General features: G+C 56.0%; 18 protein-coding genes. 4 read left to right on the top strand and 14 right to left on the bottom strand.

What is annotated here, in order from left to right; all coding sequences use genetic code 11:
• Positions 1–199: 199 nt before the first annotated feature.
• Entirely contained in the window at positions 200–1,399 is a 1,200-nt protein-coding gene (gene mtnK / locus SGR01S_RS22550) for an S-methyl-5-thioribose kinase (protein WP_037423039.1), read from the bottom strand.
• Positions 1,400–1,543: 144 nt separating this feature from the next.
• Between mtnK and mtnA the strand changes: the two genes are divergently transcribed.
• A complete protein-coding gene (mtnA, locus tag SGR01S_RS22545; protein ID WP_061808655.1) occupies positions 1,544–2,572 on the top strand; it encodes an S-methyl-5-thioribose-1-phosphate isomerase in 1,029 nt (342 codons plus the stop codon).
• 17 nt (positions 2,573–2,589) lie between these two features.
• Here mtnA and SGR01S_RS22540 read toward each other — a convergent pair whose 3' ends face one another.
• The 3 genes from SGR01S_RS22540 to SGR01S_RS22530 are packed head-to-tail and all read right to left on the bottom strand — an operon-like array spanning position 2,590 to position 4,429.
• Positions 2,590–3,132 carry a 1,2-dihydroxy-3-keto-5-methylthiopentene dioxygenase gene (locus tag SGR01S_RS22540; RefSeq protein WP_061808654.1) on the bottom strand — a complete coding sequence of 181 codons (543 nt, stop codon included), beginning with the start codon at positions 3,130–3,132 and terminating at the stop codon, positions 2,590–2,592.
• Positions 3,129–3,818, bottom strand: coding sequence for an acireductone synthase (mtnC, locus tag SGR01S_RS22535; protein ID WP_061808653.1), 690 nt, complete (start codon positions 3,816–3,818; stop codon positions 3,129–3,131). The genes SGR01S_RS22540 and mtnC overlap by 4 nt, the downstream gene beginning before the upstream one ends.
• Positions 3,815–4,429 (bottom strand): methylthioribulose 1-phosphate dehydratase, encoded by a 615-nt coding sequence (locus SGR01S_RS22530; protein WP_037423033.1) that lies wholly within the window; start codon positions 4,427–4,429, stop codon positions 3,815–3,817. Before SGR01S_RS22530 ends, mtnC begins: the two co-directional genes overlap by 4 nt.
• A 162-nt stretch (positions 4,430–4,591) precedes the next feature.
• On the opposite strand from SGR01S_RS22530, the gene SGR01S_RS22525 reads away from it, so the two are divergent.
• Both SGR01S_RS22525 and SGR01S_RS22520 read left to right on the top strand, forming a co-directional pair.
• Positions 4,592–5,752 carry a pyridoxal phosphate-dependent aminotransferase gene (locus SGR01S_RS22525; RefSeq protein WP_061808652.1) on the top strand — a complete coding sequence of 387 codons (1,161 nt, stop codon included), beginning with the start codon at positions 4,592–4,594 and terminating at the stop codon, positions 5,750–5,752.
• Entirely contained in the window at positions 5,740–6,513 is a 774-nt protein-coding gene (locus tag SGR01S_RS22520; RefSeq protein WP_061808651.1) for an amidohydrolase, read from the top strand. Before SGR01S_RS22525 ends, SGR01S_RS22520 begins: the two co-directional genes overlap by 13 nt.
• Before the next feature lie 33 nt (positions 6,514–6,546).
• Here the strand turns inward: SGR01S_RS22520 and SGR01S_RS22515 are convergent, their stop codons facing one another.
• The 10 genes from SGR01S_RS22515 to SGR01S_RS22470 form a co-directional block, all read right to left on the bottom strand.
• Complete coding sequence (locus SGR01S_RS22515; protein WP_037423027.1) at positions 6,547–7,899, bottom strand: nucleobase:cation symporter-2 family protein; 1,353 nt, start codon at positions 7,897–7,899, stop codon at positions 6,547–6,549.
• 37 nt (positions 7,900–7,936) lie between these two features.
• Positions 7,937–8,272 carry a hydroxyisourate hydrolase gene (uraH, locus tag SGR01S_RS22510; RefSeq protein WP_037423025.1) on the bottom strand — a complete coding sequence of 112 codons (336 nt, stop codon included), beginning with the start codon at positions 8,270–8,272 and terminating at the stop codon, positions 7,937–7,939.
• Positions 8,265–8,765, bottom strand: coding sequence for a 2-oxo-4-hydroxy-4-carboxy-5-ureidoimidazoline decarboxylase (gene uraD / locus SGR01S_RS22505; RefSeq protein ID WP_061808650.1), 501 nt, complete (start codon positions 8,763–8,765; stop codon positions 8,265–8,267). The genes uraH and uraD overlap by 8 nt, the downstream gene beginning before the upstream one ends.
• Entirely contained in the window at positions 8,765–10,021 is a 1,257-nt protein-coding gene (hpxK, locus tag SGR01S_RS22500) for an allantoate amidohydrolase (protein ID WP_061808649.1), read from the bottom strand. Before hpxK ends, uraD begins: the two co-directional genes overlap by 1 nt.
• Positions 10,021–11,262, bottom strand: a complete 1,242-nt coding sequence (locus SGR01S_RS22495; protein ID WP_061808648.1) for a pyridoxal-phosphate-dependent aminotransferase family protein — start codon at positions 11,260–11,262, stop codon at positions 10,021–10,023. The genes hpxK and SGR01S_RS22495 overlap by 1 nt, the downstream gene beginning before the upstream one ends.
• Before the next feature lie 164 nt (positions 11,263–11,426).
• Positions 11,427–12,170 (bottom strand): amino acid ABC transporter ATP-binding protein, encoded by a 744-nt coding sequence (locus SGR01S_RS22490; protein WP_061808647.1) that lies wholly within the window; start codon positions 12,168–12,170, stop codon positions 11,427–11,429.
• Positions 12,151–12,807, bottom strand: a complete 657-nt coding sequence (locus SGR01S_RS22485; RefSeq protein ID WP_037423012.1) for an amino acid ABC transporter permease — start codon at positions 12,805–12,807, stop codon at positions 12,151–12,153. The genes SGR01S_RS22490 and SGR01S_RS22485 overlap by 20 nt, the downstream gene beginning before the upstream one ends.
• The gene (locus SGR01S_RS22480; protein WP_061808646.1) at positions 12,807–13,472 is read right to left on the bottom strand and encodes an amino acid ABC transporter permease; all 666 of its coding nucleotides are present in this window, start codon (positions 13,470–13,472) and stop codon (positions 12,807–12,809) included. The genes SGR01S_RS22485 and SGR01S_RS22480 overlap by 1 nt, the downstream gene beginning before the upstream one ends.
• Positions 13,473–13,484: 12 nt before the next feature.
• Positions 13,485–14,276: a transporter substrate-binding domain-containing protein gene (locus tag SGR01S_RS22475; protein WP_037423006.1), complete on the bottom strand. Its 792-nt coding sequence runs from the start codon at positions 14,274–14,276 to the stop codon at positions 13,485–13,487.
• A gap of 218 nt (positions 14,277–14,494) precedes the next feature.
• Positions 14,495–15,334, bottom strand: a complete 840-nt coding sequence (locus tag SGR01S_RS22470; protein ID WP_061808645.1) for a MurR/RpiR family transcriptional regulator — start codon at positions 15,332–15,334, stop codon at positions 14,495–14,497.
• Between the two features lie 256 nt (positions 15,335–15,590).
• On the opposite strand from SGR01S_RS22470, the gene SGR01S_RS22465 reads away from it, so the two are divergent.
• Entirely contained in the window at positions 15,591–17,177 is a 1,587-nt protein-coding gene (locus tag SGR01S_RS22465; protein ID WP_061808659.1) for a gamma-glutamyltransferase family protein, read from the top strand.
• Positions 17,178–17,199 lie beyond the last annotated feature (22 nt).

The following is a 17,199-nucleotide window of genomic DNA, read 5'->3' as shown; positions in this document are numbered from 1 at the left end:
TCTGGTTCTATTCAAAAGTGCAGCAAGAACGGGTCGTTCCGAGGTTGATGGTTATCTGCATCACACTGGGAGACACGGAGGTTGCCGCCATTTTGGCTTACGAACCCGAAAGGTAAGGCAAGCCAGCGGTTGAGCTTGCCCCACCTGTTGATTGTTGGCAATGGATCCATCAGCCCCCTTCTTCAGGATATCCGGCAGACTAGCCGTTCTGGCGAATACGCGCCAGCAGGGCGTCGATATGTTCGATTTGCGGTGCATTGACGATCAGCGCACGGCCCAACCCTAAAGCATTACGCTGACACTCAAGGCGCATCTCGGCATCGTCTATGCTGTCCAGATCGGCAACATGCGCCAGGCCAATAGTGCGACGGATCAGCTCACTGCCACAGTAGCCTACCGCATCCGTCCACACCTGCTGCAGGAACTGTTCGGCATAGCCTGGTACTGCCAACGCAAGTTCACGGGTCTGTTGGTGACATAACGCCAGGAAACGATCGGAGAAAATCAGCCAAAGTTCGCGTACATCTTGTAAACGCTGCTCACGCCCTGCGGCGGCGTCACGCGGCCCTAAAAGCCCCGGCAAGCCACAGTAATTCAATAACAGGTTCCCCAGCACGCTACCGACATCAAAGCCGATCGGGCCATAGAAACCAAATTCGGCGTCTATCGCCTTCAGTTTACCTTCCGCGACAAAAATCGAGCCACTGTGAATATCGCCATGCAGCAATGCTTCTGCCTTGCTCAAGAAGCGATGTTTCAACCCGGCGACTGCGAGTTTTAGCGGCGCATCATGACGCAGTTCAAGCACCTGCGGCAGCAGTGCAGCATCGAACTGATTACGTTCATGATCAATATAGGGATCGGTAAAGAACAGATCTTCAGTGATCTGACACAGTTCAGGATTGGTAAAACGGCTGACCTCAGCCTTTTTCTGCTGGGCCGACTGATAAAAGTCGGAGGTATGGAAGAGGGTCTGGGCCAAATATTCCGCCAGTTGTCCAACCGCCAACGGGTAATACTTGCCCTTGAGCAATTCGCTGCGCCAGATGTGATGATCAGAAAGATCTTCTTGTACCATCACCGCCAGCTCGGGATCGTGATGGAGTACCTTTACCGTATGCCGTGGACAAAAACCACCGTGGATCAACAAGGTCTCTGCTTCAATACGCGCACGATCCAAGGTCAATGGCCAAGATTCCCCCACGCAACGTACGTACGGAAGTGCCTGTTTGACGATCACCCGGCTTATACCGTCACGATCGCGGATCTTGAACACCAGGTTCAGGTTACCGTCGCCAATCTCGTCGGCGCTAACGAGCGCGTGAGGATCGGTGAGTTGCCCGTATTGACGTGCATACTCAACAGCATCGGCAGCAGTAAACGTACGATAATGCGACATACCCAACCCCTCCTTCCTTTCTCACTGGCGTAGCAATTTTATTTTTTTAGACGTAAAAGCATTTGGACGTCTATACATCCGGATGTCATGTTGGCAGAATAGCTTTCCAGATGCAATAACTACGCAACAAGGAATTAACCGCCGATGCAAGCGTTTAACACCACCAGTTTGACCTTGAGTGACAACCGACTTTGGATCCTCGATCAACAGGCTTTGCCGCAGGAAAAACAGTGGCGTACCTGTGACAGCGTGGAAGAATTGGTGGGGCATATTCACAGCCTGCGAGTACGCGGTGCGCCGTTAATTGGCTTATCCGCCAGCCTGCTATTGGCTCTGTTGGCGGAACGCGGCCTGCCGCGTGAAGAACTGGAGCAAGCACTGATCACGTTACGTGCCGCACGACCGACGGCAGTCAACCTGATGAACAATCTGGATCGCATGAAGCTCGCACTAGCACAACCTCAGTGGGTATCCGCGATGGTGGAAGAAGCATTGCGATTAGTGGAAGAAGATCGCAAGTTGTGCGATCGCATTGCCGATCACGGTGCCGAACTGGTGAAACCCGGCAGCCGTCTGCTGACACATTGCAACACCGGTGGCCTGGCAACCGCGGGGATTGGCACAGCCATCGGCGTTCTGTTGCGCGCTCATCAGCAAGGCAATGTACAACAGGTGTGGGTCGATGAAACCCGTCCGCTGCTACAGGGAGGGCGACTGACCGCTTGGGAACTGGGCGAACTGGGTATCCCATATAAGCTGATTTGCGACTCTATGGCCGCTAGCCTAATGGCGCAGGGCCAAGTAGATGCCGTGTGGGTCGGTGCCGACCGCATCGCCGCTAACGGTGATGTCGCTAACAAGATTGGCACCTATAGCCTGGCGGTGCTGGCGCATTACCACCGTATTCCGTTCTACGTCGCCGCGCCGCACACCACCCATGATCCGCACTGCCCAAATGGAGCCGCAATCCCGATTGAGCAGCGCGCTGCCACCGAGGTGACCGGTGTTGCGGGTAGCTTTGGCTCATGCCAGTGGGCACCTGTTGATGCCCCGGTCTATAACCCGGCATTCGACGTGACGCCAGCGGCACTGATTAGTGGCTGGGTGTTCGACAGCGGCGTGATCACGCCGCAACAAGCTAATGAAGGAATTTTCACGCGGGCGTTAGGCTAACGCCCGCATCATAGCGGTCAATCGAGACGTGGATACGCATCGGCGATGTTGTCGCCGGTGAAATGCGCCACCCAGCCTTCCGGGTTATCGAACACGCGGATGGCAGTGAAATTCGGTGCTGAGCCCATATCGAACCAATGGCGGGTATCGGCCGGCACCGAAATCAGATCGTTCTTCTCACACAGGATCTGGAAGATCTTGCCATCCAGATGCAGGCAGAACAGTCCAGCACCCTCGACAAAGAAACGCACTTCATCTTCGCCGTGGGTATGCTCGGATAAAAACTTGCTGCGCAACACGTCACGCTGGGCATTATCCGGACGCATGCTAATCACGTCCCAACTCTGGTAACCCTTCTCCGCCACCAGTCGATCGATCTGATGCTGATAGGCGGCGATCACCGCCGCAGGTTCCGGGTTTTCACCCAGTTCGCGATCCGCCTGCCAGCGTTCGAAACGTACGCCAATCTGCGCCAGCTGCTGCTGGATCGCCTGCGCATCATTGCTCTGCCACAAAGGCTGCTGTGGCTCTTTATCACTGAAAATGGTTAATCCACTCATGAGGCAAACTCTCCTAAATCGATATGATCAAACCGGTTAACCTGCGGATGTTGGCTTTGTTCATCGGCATCATTGCGGATTAGTTGGCAGGTATGCCAACCGGCGGCACGCGCGGCGTCCAGCTCTTGGTGAATGTCAGAAAGAAATAATAGCGCGTCAGGATCAATACCGATTTCACTGGCAATATTACGATACGACGCAACGTCACGCTTGGCACCAACGTGGGTATCAAAATAACCGCTGAACAGCGGCCGCAGATCCCCGGCATCGCTGTATCCGAACAGCAGTTTCTGTGCCTCTACCGACCCGGATGAGTAGACATACAACTTCAGCCCTTGCTGCTGCCAGACAGCCAATTGCCCGGCCACTTCGGGATACAAATGCCCACGAAAATCACCGTTCTGGTAGCCACTGCGCCAAATGATGCCTTGCAATGCTTTCAGCGCGGTAGACTTGCGGTCTTCGTCCATAAAGCGATACAGCGTGGTAATCAGTTGCTCAATATCCGCCTGCGGCTGATCAATTTCATGGCGTAAGTCGGCCAGCGGCGCGGTCACTTCGGCATCAGCGGCGTGCTGACGAAGAAACGTCTCCAACCTTTCACGTGCATAAGGGAACAATACTTGATGTACGAAGCGGATATCGCTGGTGGTGCCTTCAATGTCGGTGACGATAGCGCGGATCATTTTGCCTCCAGTAAACGGCGTTGCAGTTCGCACTGGAACAGGAATTCCAGCCCTTCGAGATGACGGCGAGCCTCTGCGACCTGGCGGCCCCAGCAATACAAACCGTGTCCCCGCACCAGAAAACCATATTGCAATGGCGTTACTTCAGCATAAGCCGCCACACGTGCTGCTAATCGCGGGATGTCCTGATCGTTATCGAAAATGGGGATAACCACGCTGTCCAGGTGCGTGTTTTGTCCGCTGAGTGATTTTTGCATCTCATAGCCCTGCAACAACAGTCCATCACTACGTTCAACACGCGACAGCACAGTCGCATTCACTGAATGTGTATGCAGCACCGCACCAATCTGCGGGTAGAGACGGTAAATCAAGGTATGCAGGCCGGTTTCCGCCGATGGTGTACGGCCGCTTGGTACATGATTAGTGCCAGTTTCTACCAGCAGGAAATCTGTTTCTGTCAGGCTGCCTTTATCCTTGCCGGATTCGGTCACCAGACAGTGCTGATCGTCGAGACGCAACGACATGTTACCTCCCGTCGCCGGACACCAGCCCTTCTCACCAATCCAGTGGCAAGCAGACAATAGCGCTGTAAGTTGCGGATTTTCGGTCATTATCGTTTCCCGGTCTGTAAGGTCGTCCAGCAGATGAAGCTTAGAATGATTTGATTAATGGTTAGATCTTTTCTTCATTTAGCCATCTAAGCGTCTTGATTGCCAAATACTAACATCGTGTTATATTGACGGCAACATAAGCGCCAGGAGTATTAGCCTGCTATGAGCACTTCAGCATTGATTCCCGAAAGTAAACTGCCCGCGCTGGGCACAACCATTTTTACCCAGATGAGTGCATTGGCGGCACAGCATCAGGCAATCAATTTGTCGCAAGGTTTTCCCGATTTTGATGGTCCGGACTACCTGAAAGAGCGCTTGGCCTGGCATGTGAGTCAGGGCGCTAACCAATATGCACCGATGACTGGCGTTGCTCCACTGCGTGAGGCTATCGCCGAGAAAACCGCGGCTCTGTACGGCTGGCTGCCGGACGCCACCACCGAAGTCACCGTCACGGCAGGGGCTACCGAAGCCCTGTTCGCCGCCATCAGCGCGTTAGTACGTCCCGGCGATGAAGTGATTTGCTTTGATCCCAGCTACGACAGCTATGCACCGGCGGTGGCCTTGTCCGGCGGCACGCTAAAACGCATTGCACTGCAACCCCCGGCGTTCAGCGTAGACTGGCAACAATTTTCTGAATTGCTGTCACCACGTACCCGTCTGGTGATCCTCAATACGCCGCACAACCCCTCCGCCACGGCCTGGCAAGCTGAAGATATGCAGCACTTGTGGCACGCCATTAGCGATCACGAAATCTATGTCCTCAGCGATGAAGTCTATGAGCACATTTGCTTCGCCAAAGGGGGCCACACCAGCGTATTAGCTCACCCACAATTGCGTCAGCGTGCGATCGCCGTGTCCTCTTTCGGTAAAACCTTCCACATGACAGGATGGAAAGTGGGTTACTGCGTGGCCCCAGTAGCGCTGAGTGCAGAAGTACGCAAAGTGCACCAATACCTGACCTTCTCAGTCAACACCCCGGCGCAATTGGCACTGGCAGATATGCTGCGCAGCGAACCAGAACATTGGCAGCAGTTATCGGCGTTTTACCGTGCCAAGCGCGATCGTTTTGTGCAGGCATTGTCAAACAGCCGACTGGAAATTCTCCCCTGTGAAGGTACATACTTCCTATTGGCAGATTACAGCGCCGTCTCCGATTTGGACGACGTGGCGTTCTGCCATTGGTTAACTGAGCACGTAGGCGTGGCGGCGATCCCGCTGTCGGTCTTCTGTGCCGATCCTTTCCCACATAAATTGATCCGGCTGTGCTTCGCTAAACAGGATGCCACGCTGGATGCAGCTGCGGAGCGGTTATGTCGACTTTAAAAATTACCCTGTTGCAGCACCCCTTAGTCTGGCGAGACGGCGAGGCCAACCTGCGTCATTTTGATACGCTGCTGGCACCGTTAAGTGGCCGAGATTTGATTGTGCTACCTGAGATGTTCACTACCGGTTTTGCTATGGACGCCGGGGAAAGTGCGCTACCCGAACAGCAGGTGATCGACTGGCTGCACGGCTGGGCGAGCAAAAGCAACGCTCTGGTTGGCGGCAGTGTGGCGCTGAAAACTGCCGAAGGCGCAGTAAACCGTTTCCTGCTGGTTGAGCCAAACGGTCGGGTACATGCCTACGATAAGCGCCATCTGTTCCGCATGGCCGGCGAACACCTACATTATCAGGCGGGCAAACGGCGTGAAATTTTCGAATGGCGCGGCTGGCGGATTCTGCCGCAGATTTGTTATGACTTGCGCTTCCCAGTCTGGTCCCGCTATCAACAAGATTACGATCTGGCGTTGTACGTCGCCAACTGGCCGGCACCGCGCAGCAAACACTGGCAAACCCTGTTGGCAGCACGCGCCATTGAAAACCAGGTGTACGTGGCTGGCTGCAATCGTGTGGGCGAAGACGGCAATGGGCTGAACTACAGCGGTGACAGTCTGATCCTCAGCCCGCAAGGAGAAACGCTGGCGCAAGCGGAACCATTCGCCGCCACACAACTGGATGCAGAGCTGTCGCTGGAAACCCTGCAAAGCTACCGCAGCGCCTTCCCGGCCTGGCGCGATGCCGACAGCTTCCTGCGCCACGATTGATGATCCCGGGCGTGCTCCACTGCGCCCGTGACGTCAAGAAAGTTCTTCCTCTCCCGCCTTTTCTTCTGCACTTTCAATACGGTTAAACAGCAGATTCAACAGGAGAGCCACCAGGCATGAAGCGCTGATACCTGAATGCAGCAACGTACGCACCCAATTCGGGAACTGATCGTAAAAGGTCGGCATCACGATCGGGATCATGCCGAAGGCGATCGCCGTCGCCACCACCACCAAATTCATGTTGTCCTTATAATCCACTTTCGCCAGGGTACGAATGCCACTGGCCGCCACCGAACCAAACAGCACCACACCCGCACCGCCCAGTACCGGCAACGGAATGCAGGCAACTAATCGGCCCAGCACAGGCAAAACGCCCAGCAGCACCAAAATTGCACCACCGGCGCTGACGACAAAACGGCTCTTCACGCCGGTGATCGCCACCAGTCCAATATTCTGGGCAAAGGAGCTTTGTGGGAATGAGTTGAAGACCGGTGACAACGCACTCGACAGCATATCGGCGCGTAGACCATTGGCGATACGGCGCGCATTCACCGGTGAACCGACAATGTCGCCAACCGCCATTAACCCCGCCGTGGTTTCTGTCAGCAGCACCAGCACAATCAACAGCATGGATAACACGGCACTTAATTCGAAGGTGGGCCAGCCATACGCAAAAGGCGCAGGGAATGCCAACCATGGCCCGTTCCCCACAGCAGCAAAACTGACCTTGCCAACCAGCACTGCCACCACGCAACCAACCGCCATCGCCAACAGCACGGACAGGCGTTTCAACGCCGGTGAGCCCACTTTATTGAGCAATAAAATGACCGCCAGCGTGAAAGCCGCCAGGCCAATATTCCCGGTGGAGCCCCAGTCCGCCGCCTTGGCATTACCGCCCATCGCCCAACGTACCGCCACTGGCATCAATGACAGGCCAATCACCGTCACCACAGTGCCGGTCACCACCGGTGGGAAGAAACGGATAATGTGTGAAAAGAATGGCGCAATCAACAGCCCCACCAGCGAAGCGGCAATCACCGCACCGAATACCGCTGGCAGCCCCCCATCCCCCGTCACAATCGTTACCATGGTTGCCACCCCGGCGAAAGAAACCCCCTGTACCAGTGGCAATCGCGAACCGAAACCGGGGGGGCCCAACGTTTGCAGCAGGGTCGCCAACCCACTGACAAACAATGCCGCCGTCACCAGCATGCCAATCTGTGGTGCGCTTAACCCTGCGGCTGAACCGATGATCAACGGCGGCGCAATAATCCCACCGTACATGGTCAGAATATGCTGCAGGCCGTAGGCGAAAGTCTTTGCCAACGGCAATTTTTCATTTTCCGGGCAGCACGAAGCCGCGCCCTTATCCTGAGACAGAGCCATAGATACCTCGTCAATGCGGGTTAACCGCTAAGGGCGTTTAGCTGCCCCGATAGGTTGAGTAAGAATATGGGCTGATGAGCAGCGGTAAATGGTAATGCTGAGCATCATCATTGATGACAAAATCGATGATGGCCGTGGCATACAACGTTGCACGCCGATCGGCAGCAAAGTAAGCGCCAAGATCGGCAGACAGACGGTAATGCCCTGTCACCAGGCTATCCGACATAAGATCACGTGCGCGACCATCAGCATCCGTATGGCTTTCTGCCAGTGTCTGCCACTGGCCGTTTTGCTCACGTTCCAGCCACAGCCGCACGCCGGCGGCGGGTTTTCCGAGTGACGTATCCAAAATATGGGTGCTAATTTTACTCATCGCTCAGTAACTCCTTAAAACGCAGCATCACGATCTCACGCAGCTGTTCAGCGGTTTCCTGCCGTTCCTGCTCTGCACTGTTATGCAATCGCCGCTCAAGCTCCCGCAGAATACCCGGCCCATCACGGCCAGCGGCACGGATCAAAAATACCTGATCAAATTGCGCTTCATAGCGCCGGTTCCCTGCCAGCAATGCATTGGCAAGCTCTGCATCCTCCGCATTGACCGCAGCTTGTTCACGCTCAGAAAACTGCGCCTCCCGCGCGTTCCCCTTGGCACGCTCCCCGATACGCGGATGCTGCGCCAACGCCTGCTTGATCTCTTCGGTTCGCCAACGTTGCGCTGCTTGCCAGGCCACCGCCAGTGCGTTGTCGACACTGCTGAATGGCCGCGCCGCAATCACCGCCGCGATCCAGGCTGGAATCTCCACACAAGGGCGCAGCAACTGTTCCGCTTGTGCCACGGGTAATTGATTAAACCGTTGCAGACGCATTAGTCATCTCCCCAGGTAGCAACAGTCTGACAGTAAGCCTGGATAGCCAGCGCCACATCAGACTGGCTGACGGCTTCAGCCGGATGGTGGCTAATACCGCGATCACAACGTACAAATAACATGCCCACGGGCCAACAGGCCGCTAACGCAATCGCATCGTGCCCTGCACCGCTTGGCAACGCCAGACTGCGTCCTTGCGCCGCCACCACGCTCTGTTGCCAGCGCTGTTGCAAATTTGCATCACATTCCGTTGCATTTATGCGGTAAAACTCTTCACTGGAAAAACGCAGTCCCCGGCGTGCGCAAATCGCGTGTGCCTGCGCCAGTAACTGCGTCAGCAGTGACACCAGCGGGCCGTCTTCCGGGCCACGCACGTCAAGCGACAGTCTGACCTCGCCCGGGATCACGTTGACCGCTCCCGGCAAACTTTCTATCCGTCCTACGGTCGCCACCCGATGCCCATCACTCGCTGCGGTGATGGCCTCAACCGCCACCATCCATTCCGCCGCCGCAGCCAATGCGTCTTTACGTTGCCCCATAGGTACGGTGCCGGCATGGCCCGCCTCACCAATGAAGGTGCAGTTTAGGCGCCGGGCACCATTAATTGCCGTCACCACACCCAGTGCCAGGTCGGCAGCTTCCAGGCACGGCCCTTGCTCAATGTGCACTTCCAGGTACCCGCAGATATCACTTTGTGCGCGCTGCGCCTCACCAACCGCCGCCGGATCAAGACCAAATTCACGCAGTGCCTGCGCCACGCTGATACCGTCGACGTCAGTCCTTTCCAACCAGTCGGCCGGCCACTGCCCGGTAATACCTCTGCTACCGAGTAAGGCGATGCTAAAACGCGTGCCTTCTTCATCAGCAAAGCCAATCACTTCAACTGCGACTGGCAGACGCCGTTGCTGCTGATGCAAATGTGCCACCACTTCCAGCGCAGTCAATACGCCGAGCATGCCGTCATAACGCCCAGCATTGCGCACCGTATCCAAATGCGAACCGAGCAAAAGCGCAGGAGCGCCTGGCGTTTGGCCTTCATAGCGACCGCAGATGTTACCGACGCTGTCTTGCCACACCGTCATGCCGATAGTGCGCATCCAATCACCGACTAACAGATTGGCGCGCCGATGCTCCGGCGACAGGTAAACCCGTGTCAACTCGCCCGGCGTAGCACTGATCGCCGCCAGTGCATCACAACGTGCCATCACCCGCGCCGCTGCCTGCTCCGCCTCCTGGGCGGTCAACAACGCAGCCATCAACGGCTCCCGTCATCGTAGGTATTCCAAGCGGCCTGTAGCGCTTCACCCTGCTTGCTGACAAAGCCAAGCCGATTCAGCACCGCTTCCAGCGCGGTCAACGTCTGTAGCACGCAATCTTTACGCGCGTTGTACCCCATGGTGCCGATACGCCAGATCTTGCCTTGCAGTGGGCCGAACGACGTACCTATCTCGATGGCAAAATCATTCAGCATCATCTGACGTACCTGCTCGCCGTGCACCTGCTGCGGGATCACCACGCCGAGCACGTTATTCATTCGGTTTTCAAGGTTGCCGAAGACTTCCAGCCCCATGCCCTGAATACCGGCCAGCATGGCCGCGCCGTGCAGCTTATGACGGGCAATGGTGTTATCCAGCCCTTCTTCCAGGATCACCCTGGCGCACTCGCGCGCGGCAAACAGCATGCTGGTGGCTTCGGTATGGTGGTTCAGGCGCTCCGGGCCCCAGTAATCCATGATCATGCCGAGATCGAAATAGTTGGAGTAGATCATCTCGTCGTCACCATCGGCATGGTCTGCTGTACGAATGCCCTGCTCTACACATTTACGACGGCGAACGATCTCTTCAAACTGCGGGCTGAGGGTGACTGGCGAGCTGCCCGACGGGCCACCCAGGCATTTTTGCAACCCGGCGGAGACGGCATCCAGCCCCCAAGCATCGGTTTCCAACGGGTTACCGGCAAATGAAGCGGTGGCATCGGTATAAAAAAGTACACCGTGGCGGCGGCAGATATCCCCCAACGCCTCCAGCGGCTGCAACATCGTGGTGGAGGTATCACCCTGCACCGTTAACAACAGACGCGGACGTACCTTCTTGATGGCATCTTCAATCTGGTCCGCACTGAACACTTCGCCCCAGGGCACCTCAATGGTGTGCACCTCAGCACGGCAGCGGCGGGCAATCTCACACAGCAGATGACCGAAACGACCAAACACCGGTACCAGCACCTTGTCACCGGGGCGGATTGAGGAAACCAGCATCGCTTCAATACCCGAACGGGAGGTGCCGTCCACCAACATGGTCCAGCGGTTTTCGGTGCGGAACAACGCACGATACAGTTCCATCACCTGATTCATGTAGCCAGTCATTGCTGGATCGTACTGGCCAATCAACTGGCTCGACATGGCACGCAGCACGCGCGGATCGGCGTTGATCGGACCCGGCCCCATCAACAGGCGGGCGGGGGGATTAATCTGATCAAATTTTGCGATATCTAACATGTTAATTCCTTACCAGCTTAATATACCCTTCATCTTTCAAGTTGCAGATGCGTTGGCTTTCCTCGCTCACCGTGGTCACGTACTACTTGTACGCTCCCAGGAGGGACTCGCTGCGTTGCTGCCTTCCTGCCTCTTGAAATCTATTGGGTAGAGATTTACGCTTATCAGAGTTCGGACAGACCGCGGACCGACGCAATAAACTGTTTTAATTCCTGCGTTTGCGGGTTGGCAAATAACGTACGGCTGTCACCCTGTTCCCATACTTTTCCCTGGTGCATAAACACCACCCGATCACCGACTTCACGGGCAAAGTTCATTTCATGAGTCACCAGGATCAGCGTCATCCCCTCTTTGGCCAGTTGCTCCAGCACTTTTAGCACTTCGCCCACCAGCTCAGGATCCAACGCAGAGGTAATTTCGTCACACAGCAAAACCTTCGGGTTCATCGCCAATGCCCGGGCAATCGCCACCCGCTGCTGCTGTCCACCTGAAAGGTTGGCCGGCGAATAATGCATACGTTCGCCCAGCCCGACTTTATTCAACATCTCTTCCGCCAGCCCGCGGCATTCGGCCGGGCTTTTCTTCAGCACTCGGCGCGGCGCCAGCATCACGTTCTCCAGCGCGGTCATGTGTGGGAATAAATTGAAGTTCTGGAACACCATGCCAATGGAGTGGCTGATTTCACGCGCCTGTGAATCGCGATCGGTCACCGTCATACCGCCCAGTTTGATACTGCCTTCCTGATAACCTTCCAACCCGTTGATGCAGCGTAACAACGTGCTTTTACCGGAACCGCTGCGACCGATGATCGAAATCACCTGCCCCATATCAATATCCAGATCCACGCCCTTCAGCACATGGTTCTGACCGTAATACTTTTGAACCTGATTAATTGTGATGAGCGGCATGGAATTTCTTCTCCAGATAATGGCTGTAGCGCGACAATGGGTAGCACATCAGGAAGTACCCCAGAGCGACCAGGCCAAAAACTTTAAACGGTTGATAAGTGACGTTATTCAACATGGTGCCGGCCTTGGTCAGTTCGACGAAACCAATGATCGACGCCAGTGCGGTCCCCTTGACCACCTGAACCGAAAAACCGACGGTAGGTGCGATGGCGATACGTACTGCCTGTGGCACCACCACCCGCGCCAGCGTCTGGCCAAAGCTCAGCCCGAGGCAGCGTGACGCCTCCCACTGGCCTTTCGGCAATGCGGCGATGCTGCCAGACCAGATATCCACCAGAAAAGCGCTGGTGAATAACGTCAATGCCAGCGCGGCCGCGGTCCAGGGGCTAACATCAATGCCAAATAGTGCCAGCCCAAAAAAGGCCAGGAATAGCTGCATCAGCAGCGGCGTGCCCTGAAACAGCTCGGAATAACCGCGAACAAACCGCAGCGCCCACTTACGTTTGCTCAGGCGTAGCAACAACAGCGGCAAGGTCACCAGGGTGCCGCCAATAAATGCCGTTAGTGATAACAACAGCGTCCAGCGTGCCGCCAGCAGCAGATTGCGTACAATGTCCCAATCGGTAAACGTCAGCATCAGCTTTGGCTCCCTAGAAAACGGCGTCCGGCGGCCAGCAACAGCTGGCGCATCAGTATGGATAACAGCAGATAAAACAGCGCCGTTACCAGATACACCTCAAAACTGAGGAAGGTACGCGACTGAATCAGGTTGGCTGCAAACGTCAGTTCTTCGAACGACACCTGTGACACCACCGATGACCCCAGCATGACAATAATGCACTGACTAACCAGCGCCGGATAAATCCGCTGAAGCGACGGCGGCAACACGATGCGCAAAAACGTTTGGCTACGGCTGAATCCCAGTACCCGCCCCGCTTCCCACTGGCCTTTCGGCGTTACCTGAATACCTGCACGGATGATTTCGGTACTGTAAGCGCCCAGGTTAACCACCATCGCCAGTAATGCCGCCTGGCCGGCGGTCAGTTTCCATCCCAAACTGGGCAGACCAAATACAATGAAGAACAGTTGCACCACGAACGGCGTATTGCGCACGATCTCAACGTAAACACCCCAAAGACGGCTGGGCAGGTTAGCTTTGCCGCTACGGAGCGCTGCACCAAAAATACCCAGTGCAACGCCCATCACCGTGGCCATGGCCGTCAGCTCAATGGTGGTCAGCAGGCCGGTCAGCAATTCGGGCAGATAAGGCCACAGAGCAGGAAAGTTAAGCTGATAGGTCATCAGGCGTCCCCGTTATGCGCCAAAGTTGGCAGGCAATGGCGCTTTCAGCCATTTTTCCGACAAACCATTAAGGGTGTTGTCTTTCAACGCCTGTTCAATCAGTTCATCCACTTTTGCTTTCAACGCTGGCTCGCCCAAACGCAACCCCACGTAGCACGGTGAATCTTTAAGCATAAATTTGGCTACTGGTGCATGAGTCGGATTCTGTCGCGCAATGGCGCTCACCACCAGATTACCGGTAGCGATGTATTGCACCTGACCGGACAGATAAGCCGACAGCGTGGTGTTGTTATCTTCATATCGCTTGATCTGCGCGCCCTTCGGCGCGGTGTCGCTCAGCACCATGTCTTCCACCGCACCGCGTGTCACGCCAATGGTTTTACCGTCCAGCTGCGCGGCGTCCGCCAGCGCCGACGCTTTCGGGCCAAACACGCCAAGGAAGAACGGCGCATAGGTGCGGCTAAAGGCAATCGCCTTCTCACGCTCCGCATTTTTACCCAGGCTGGAAATCACCAAATCGACCTTGTTGGTCTGCAGGTAGGGCACGCGGTTGGCGCTGGTGACTGGCACCAATTGCAACTTAAGTTTCATCTTGTCGGCCAGATATTGCGCCATATCGATGTCATAACCCTGCGGCTGTAAATCGGTCCCCACCGAACCAAACGGTGGGAAATCCTGGGGTACAGCCACACGCAGCACACCGCGCTGCTGGATGTCATGCAGTTGATCCGCCATCGCCGTCGCGGCCTGCGCCATTAGCAGCACCGCACCTAACGCCACTACACCGATTTTCTTGAAGTTCATAGATTATCCCCGATGGTGAAATGATGAAACAAAAGATTCTTTGATTATCACTTTGCAACTAATGTGCCAATTAACAGCATCGGGAATGTTCGGTGTTACTGCCCGTAAGTTAGGGCATTAGGAGAGGAGTCACCCTACCGTGGTCACGGCAAGGCCAATCAATCAAACGGGAAAATAGCGCACCATCAAAGTGCGAAAGCACCAAAATAGCGCTGAAGTCAGCGCTGTTCCAGCTCATCCAAATCGCTATACAAGTCAGCGATCTGGTGAATGCGTTGACGGCCTTGCGCCAGGGTCTCATGCAGCAAGGCATTGCTCATCAGGTTAGCCAAACTCATCGCCGCAGAATAACTGTCGAAAGCAGAAACACTGTCGAGGGGCGTCGCCAGATGCCAGCTCGCCAGCGGGATCAATGACTGCGCCTGCGGTTCACACACCAGCAGTGTCGGCACCTGTTGAACCTGTAATTGTGTTAACAGTGCACGCAACTGACGCGGTCTGCGACGAAACGCCACCACCACGGCCACATCCCGTTTATCCAGATCAACCAACTCTTCTGCCAAAGTCTGGCCAGGCTGCGGCACCAGTAAGACCTGTTCCCGCACTTGCATCAGTTGTTGGCGCAGGTGCATCGCCACCGGATAGCTGTTGCGAAACCCCATCAGCACCACACGCCGCGCCTGCACCAAAGCGGCGATCACCGCAGTGAACTGATTGGTATCAATGTGGTTTACCCAGTCGGTGAGATTGGCCATTTCCTGTTTGTAGTGCCGCGCCAGCAAGGTGTTGCCCTGCACCGCATCACGGTTATCAGTCAACGGCATACCGCTCTGACGCAGGGTGCGCAACTCATCACGCATAGCGCGGTAGCTTGGGTAGCCCAGGCGTTTGAACAAGCGGCTGACCGTAGCTTTGGACACGCCGCTCAAGCGTGCTAGCTCAGCACTGTTGTAGCTGATCAAGTCATCAAAGTGGTCAAAAATAAAGTCGGCCACCCGCTGCTCCTGCGGCGTGAGCCGTGGATATTCACCGCGCAGGCGTTCATCAATCTGCTTCATTGCTACTCCTGCTTTCCCCAATAGATTTCAACGTACGGCCAGGCAATAACCAATCCCCCAGAAGCTTAGTCACTGGAGTGAGCGAGGAAGATAACACCACGGCCATGTGAAATATGACGGGGATTGTAACCTTTGTTTCAGCGGAACATAGCATGCCCAATCCACCTGCTGGCAAGCGATTATTGCCCTTAACGAAAACATGGAACATCTCTTGCTTGTGTTTGAGGCAGACGCTGACCTCAAACAAGGGCCAAAGATGATTAACAGCAACACAGCGCCATTGGGCATGGCTGTTACACCGCACCACCTCGCCAGCGAAAGTGCACTGGCGGTACTGCGTGAAGGCGGAAACGCGATTGAAGCGATGGTCGCCGCTGCCGCCACTATCGCCGTAGTCTACCCACACATGAACGGCTTGGGGGGCGACGGCTTCTGGTTGATCGTTCCCCCACAAGGCGATCCAGTGGCGATCGATGCCAGTGGGGCAGCAGGCTCTTTAGCCACACTGGATTTTTACGCAGGTGAAAGCCACATACCGCATCGGGGTCCCAAAGCGGCACTGACTGTCGCGGGTACCGTTGGCGGCTGGCAGGAAGCGTTGGATTATTCCGCCGAACTTGGTGGCGAACAATTACCGCTCCCGCGCCTGCTGGCAGATGCCATTCGCTACGCCGCAGATGGCATTCCGGTTACTGCTTCGCAAGAGGCCGCCACGCGTAGCAAATACTCTGAGCTGGCAAATCTGGAATGCTTTTCCCGCACTTACCTGCCGCATGGCGAAATACCTCACGCCGGGCAACGCTTCTGCCAGCCACAGTTGGCGGATACGTTGATTACGCTGGCCGAAGAGGGTTTGGACAGTTTCTATCGCGGCCCACTGGCGCTGGATATGGCGGCTGATATGGCCAGGCTCGGCATGCCACTCACCGCGCAGGATCTCGCAGATTATCGCCCACGCCGCCGTACACCGTTGCGGCTTGAACATCAGAAAGGCGAAGTTTTTAACCTGACACCGCCGACTCAGGGCCTGGTATCGCTGGCGATCCTCGGGCTGACTGACCGCCTGCCGCTCGCCAGCCGCAGCGAAGGTGCTGTCATCCATGGGATTGTTGAAGCCACCAAGTTGGCCTTCAGTCTGCGCGACCAATTCATCACAGACCCACGTCAGATGACACAGGATCCACAGGCATTGCTGACCACCGAGCACCTGGATGCACTGGCCAAACACATCGATCCTGAACAGGCTGCTAACTGGGGGAAAGGTAAAGGCCCCGGCGATACCGTCTGGATGGGCGTTATGGACAGCAGCGGCCTGGCGGTGTCCTTTATCCAAAGCATTTATCACGAATTCGGCAGTGGCGTAGTGCTGCCACACAGCGGCGTACTGTGGCAAAACCGCGGCGCCTCTTTCAGTTTGGATGCTGCCCACCTATTGGCACTGGCACCGGGTAAACAACCGTTCCACACCCTGAACCCGGCGGCCGCACGTTTGTATGACGGGCGCACTCTGGTGTATGGCTCAATGGGAGGGGATGGTCAACCGCAGACCCAGGCGGCAGTTTTTGTCCGCCATGTGGTGCAGGGATTACCGCTGCAACAGGCGATCAGTGCCCCACGCTGGTTACTCGGCCGCACCTGGGGCGAAAGCTCTGACTCGTTGAAGCTTGAAGGGCGCTTCACCGAGGAAACCGTGAGCTATTTACGTCAACGCGGACACGACGTGGAGCTGCTGCCTGACTTTAGCGAAGCCGTCGGCCACGCCGGCGCCATTGTTCGCCATACTAACGGCATGCTCGAAGGCGCTTTTGATCCACGCAGCAACGGCAGCGCCGCTGGCTTCTAATCGCGCTATCAAGAAGGGGACA

The sequence above is a fragment of the Serratia grimesii NBRC 13537 genome (genome assembly GCF_001590905.1).
In the GTDB taxonomy this organism is placed as follows: domain Bacteria; phylum Pseudomonadota; class Gammaproteobacteria; order Enterobacterales; family Enterobacteriaceae; genus Serratia; species Serratia grimesii.
The sequence above is the reverse complement of the archived record's forward strand: the minus strand, read 5'-3'. Positions and strand labels throughout refer to the sequence as shown.

Bases quoted from the DNA above. Each gene is read 5' to 3' on its own strand.
- mtnK (WP_037423039.1), bottom strand. From the start codon at position 1,399: ATGTCGCATTATCGTACGTTTACTGCTGCCGATGCTGTTGAGTATGCA.
- mtnA (WP_061808655.1), top strand. From the start codon at position 1,544: ATGCAAGCGTTTAACACCACCAGTTTGACCTTGAGTGACAACCGACTT.
- SGR01S_RS22540 (WP_061808654.1), bottom strand. From the start codon at position 3,132: ATGAGTGGATTAACCATTTTCAGTGATAAAGAGCCACAGCAGCCTTTG.
- mtnC (WP_061808653.1), bottom strand. From the start codon at position 3,818: ATGATCCGCGCTATCGTCACCGACATTGAAGGCACCACCAGCGATATC.
- SGR01S_RS22530 (WP_037423033.1), bottom strand. From the start codon at position 4,429: ATGACCGAAAATCCGCAACTTACAGCGCTATTGTCTGCTTGCCACTGG.
- SGR01S_RS22525 (WP_061808652.1), top strand. From the start codon at position 4,592: ATGAGCACTTCAGCATTGATTCCCGAAAGTAAACTGCCCGCGCTGGGC.
- SGR01S_RS22520 (WP_061808651.1), top strand. From the start codon at position 5,740: ATGTCGACTTTAAAAATTACCCTGTTGCAGCACCCCTTAGTCTGGCGA.
- SGR01S_RS22515 (WP_037423027.1), bottom strand. From the start codon at position 7,899: ATGGCTCTGTCTCAGGATAAGGGCGCGGCTTCGTGCTGCCCGGAAAAT.
- uraH (WP_037423025.1), bottom strand. From the start codon at position 8,272: ATGAGTAAAATTAGCACCCATATTTTGGATACGTCACTCGGAAAACCC.
- uraD (WP_061808650.1), bottom strand. From the start codon at position 8,765: ATGCGTCTGCAACGGTTTAATCAATTACCCGTGGCACAAGCGGAACAG.
- hpxK (WP_061808649.1), bottom strand. From the start codon at position 10,021: ATGGCTGCGTTGTTGACCGCCCAGGAGGCGGAGCAGGCAGCGGCGCGG.
- SGR01S_RS22495 (WP_061808648.1), bottom strand. From the start codon at position 11,262: ATGTTAGATATCGCAAAATTTGATCAGATTAATCCCCCCGCCCGCCTG.
- SGR01S_RS22490 (WP_061808647.1), bottom strand. From the start codon at position 12,170: ATGCCGCTCATCACAATTAATCAGGTTCAAAAGTATTACGGTCAGAAC.
- SGR01S_RS22485 (WP_037423012.1), bottom strand. From the start codon at position 12,807: ATGCTGACGTTTACCGATTGGGACATTGTACGCAATCTGCTGCTGGCG.
- SGR01S_RS22480 (WP_061808646.1), bottom strand. From the start codon at position 13,472: ATGACCTATCAGCTTAACTTTCCTGCTCTGTGGCCTTATCTGCCCGAA.
- SGR01S_RS22475 (WP_037423006.1), bottom strand. From the start codon at position 14,276: ATGAACTTCAAGAAAATCGGTGTAGTGGCGTTAGGTGCGGTGCTGCTA.
- SGR01S_RS22470 (WP_061808645.1), bottom strand. From the start codon at position 15,334: ATGAAGCAGATTGATGAACGCCTGCGCGGTGAATATCCACGGCTCACG.
- SGR01S_RS22465 (WP_061808659.1), top strand. From the start codon at position 15,591: ATGATTAACAGCAACACAGCGCCATTGGGCATGGCTGTTACACCGCAC.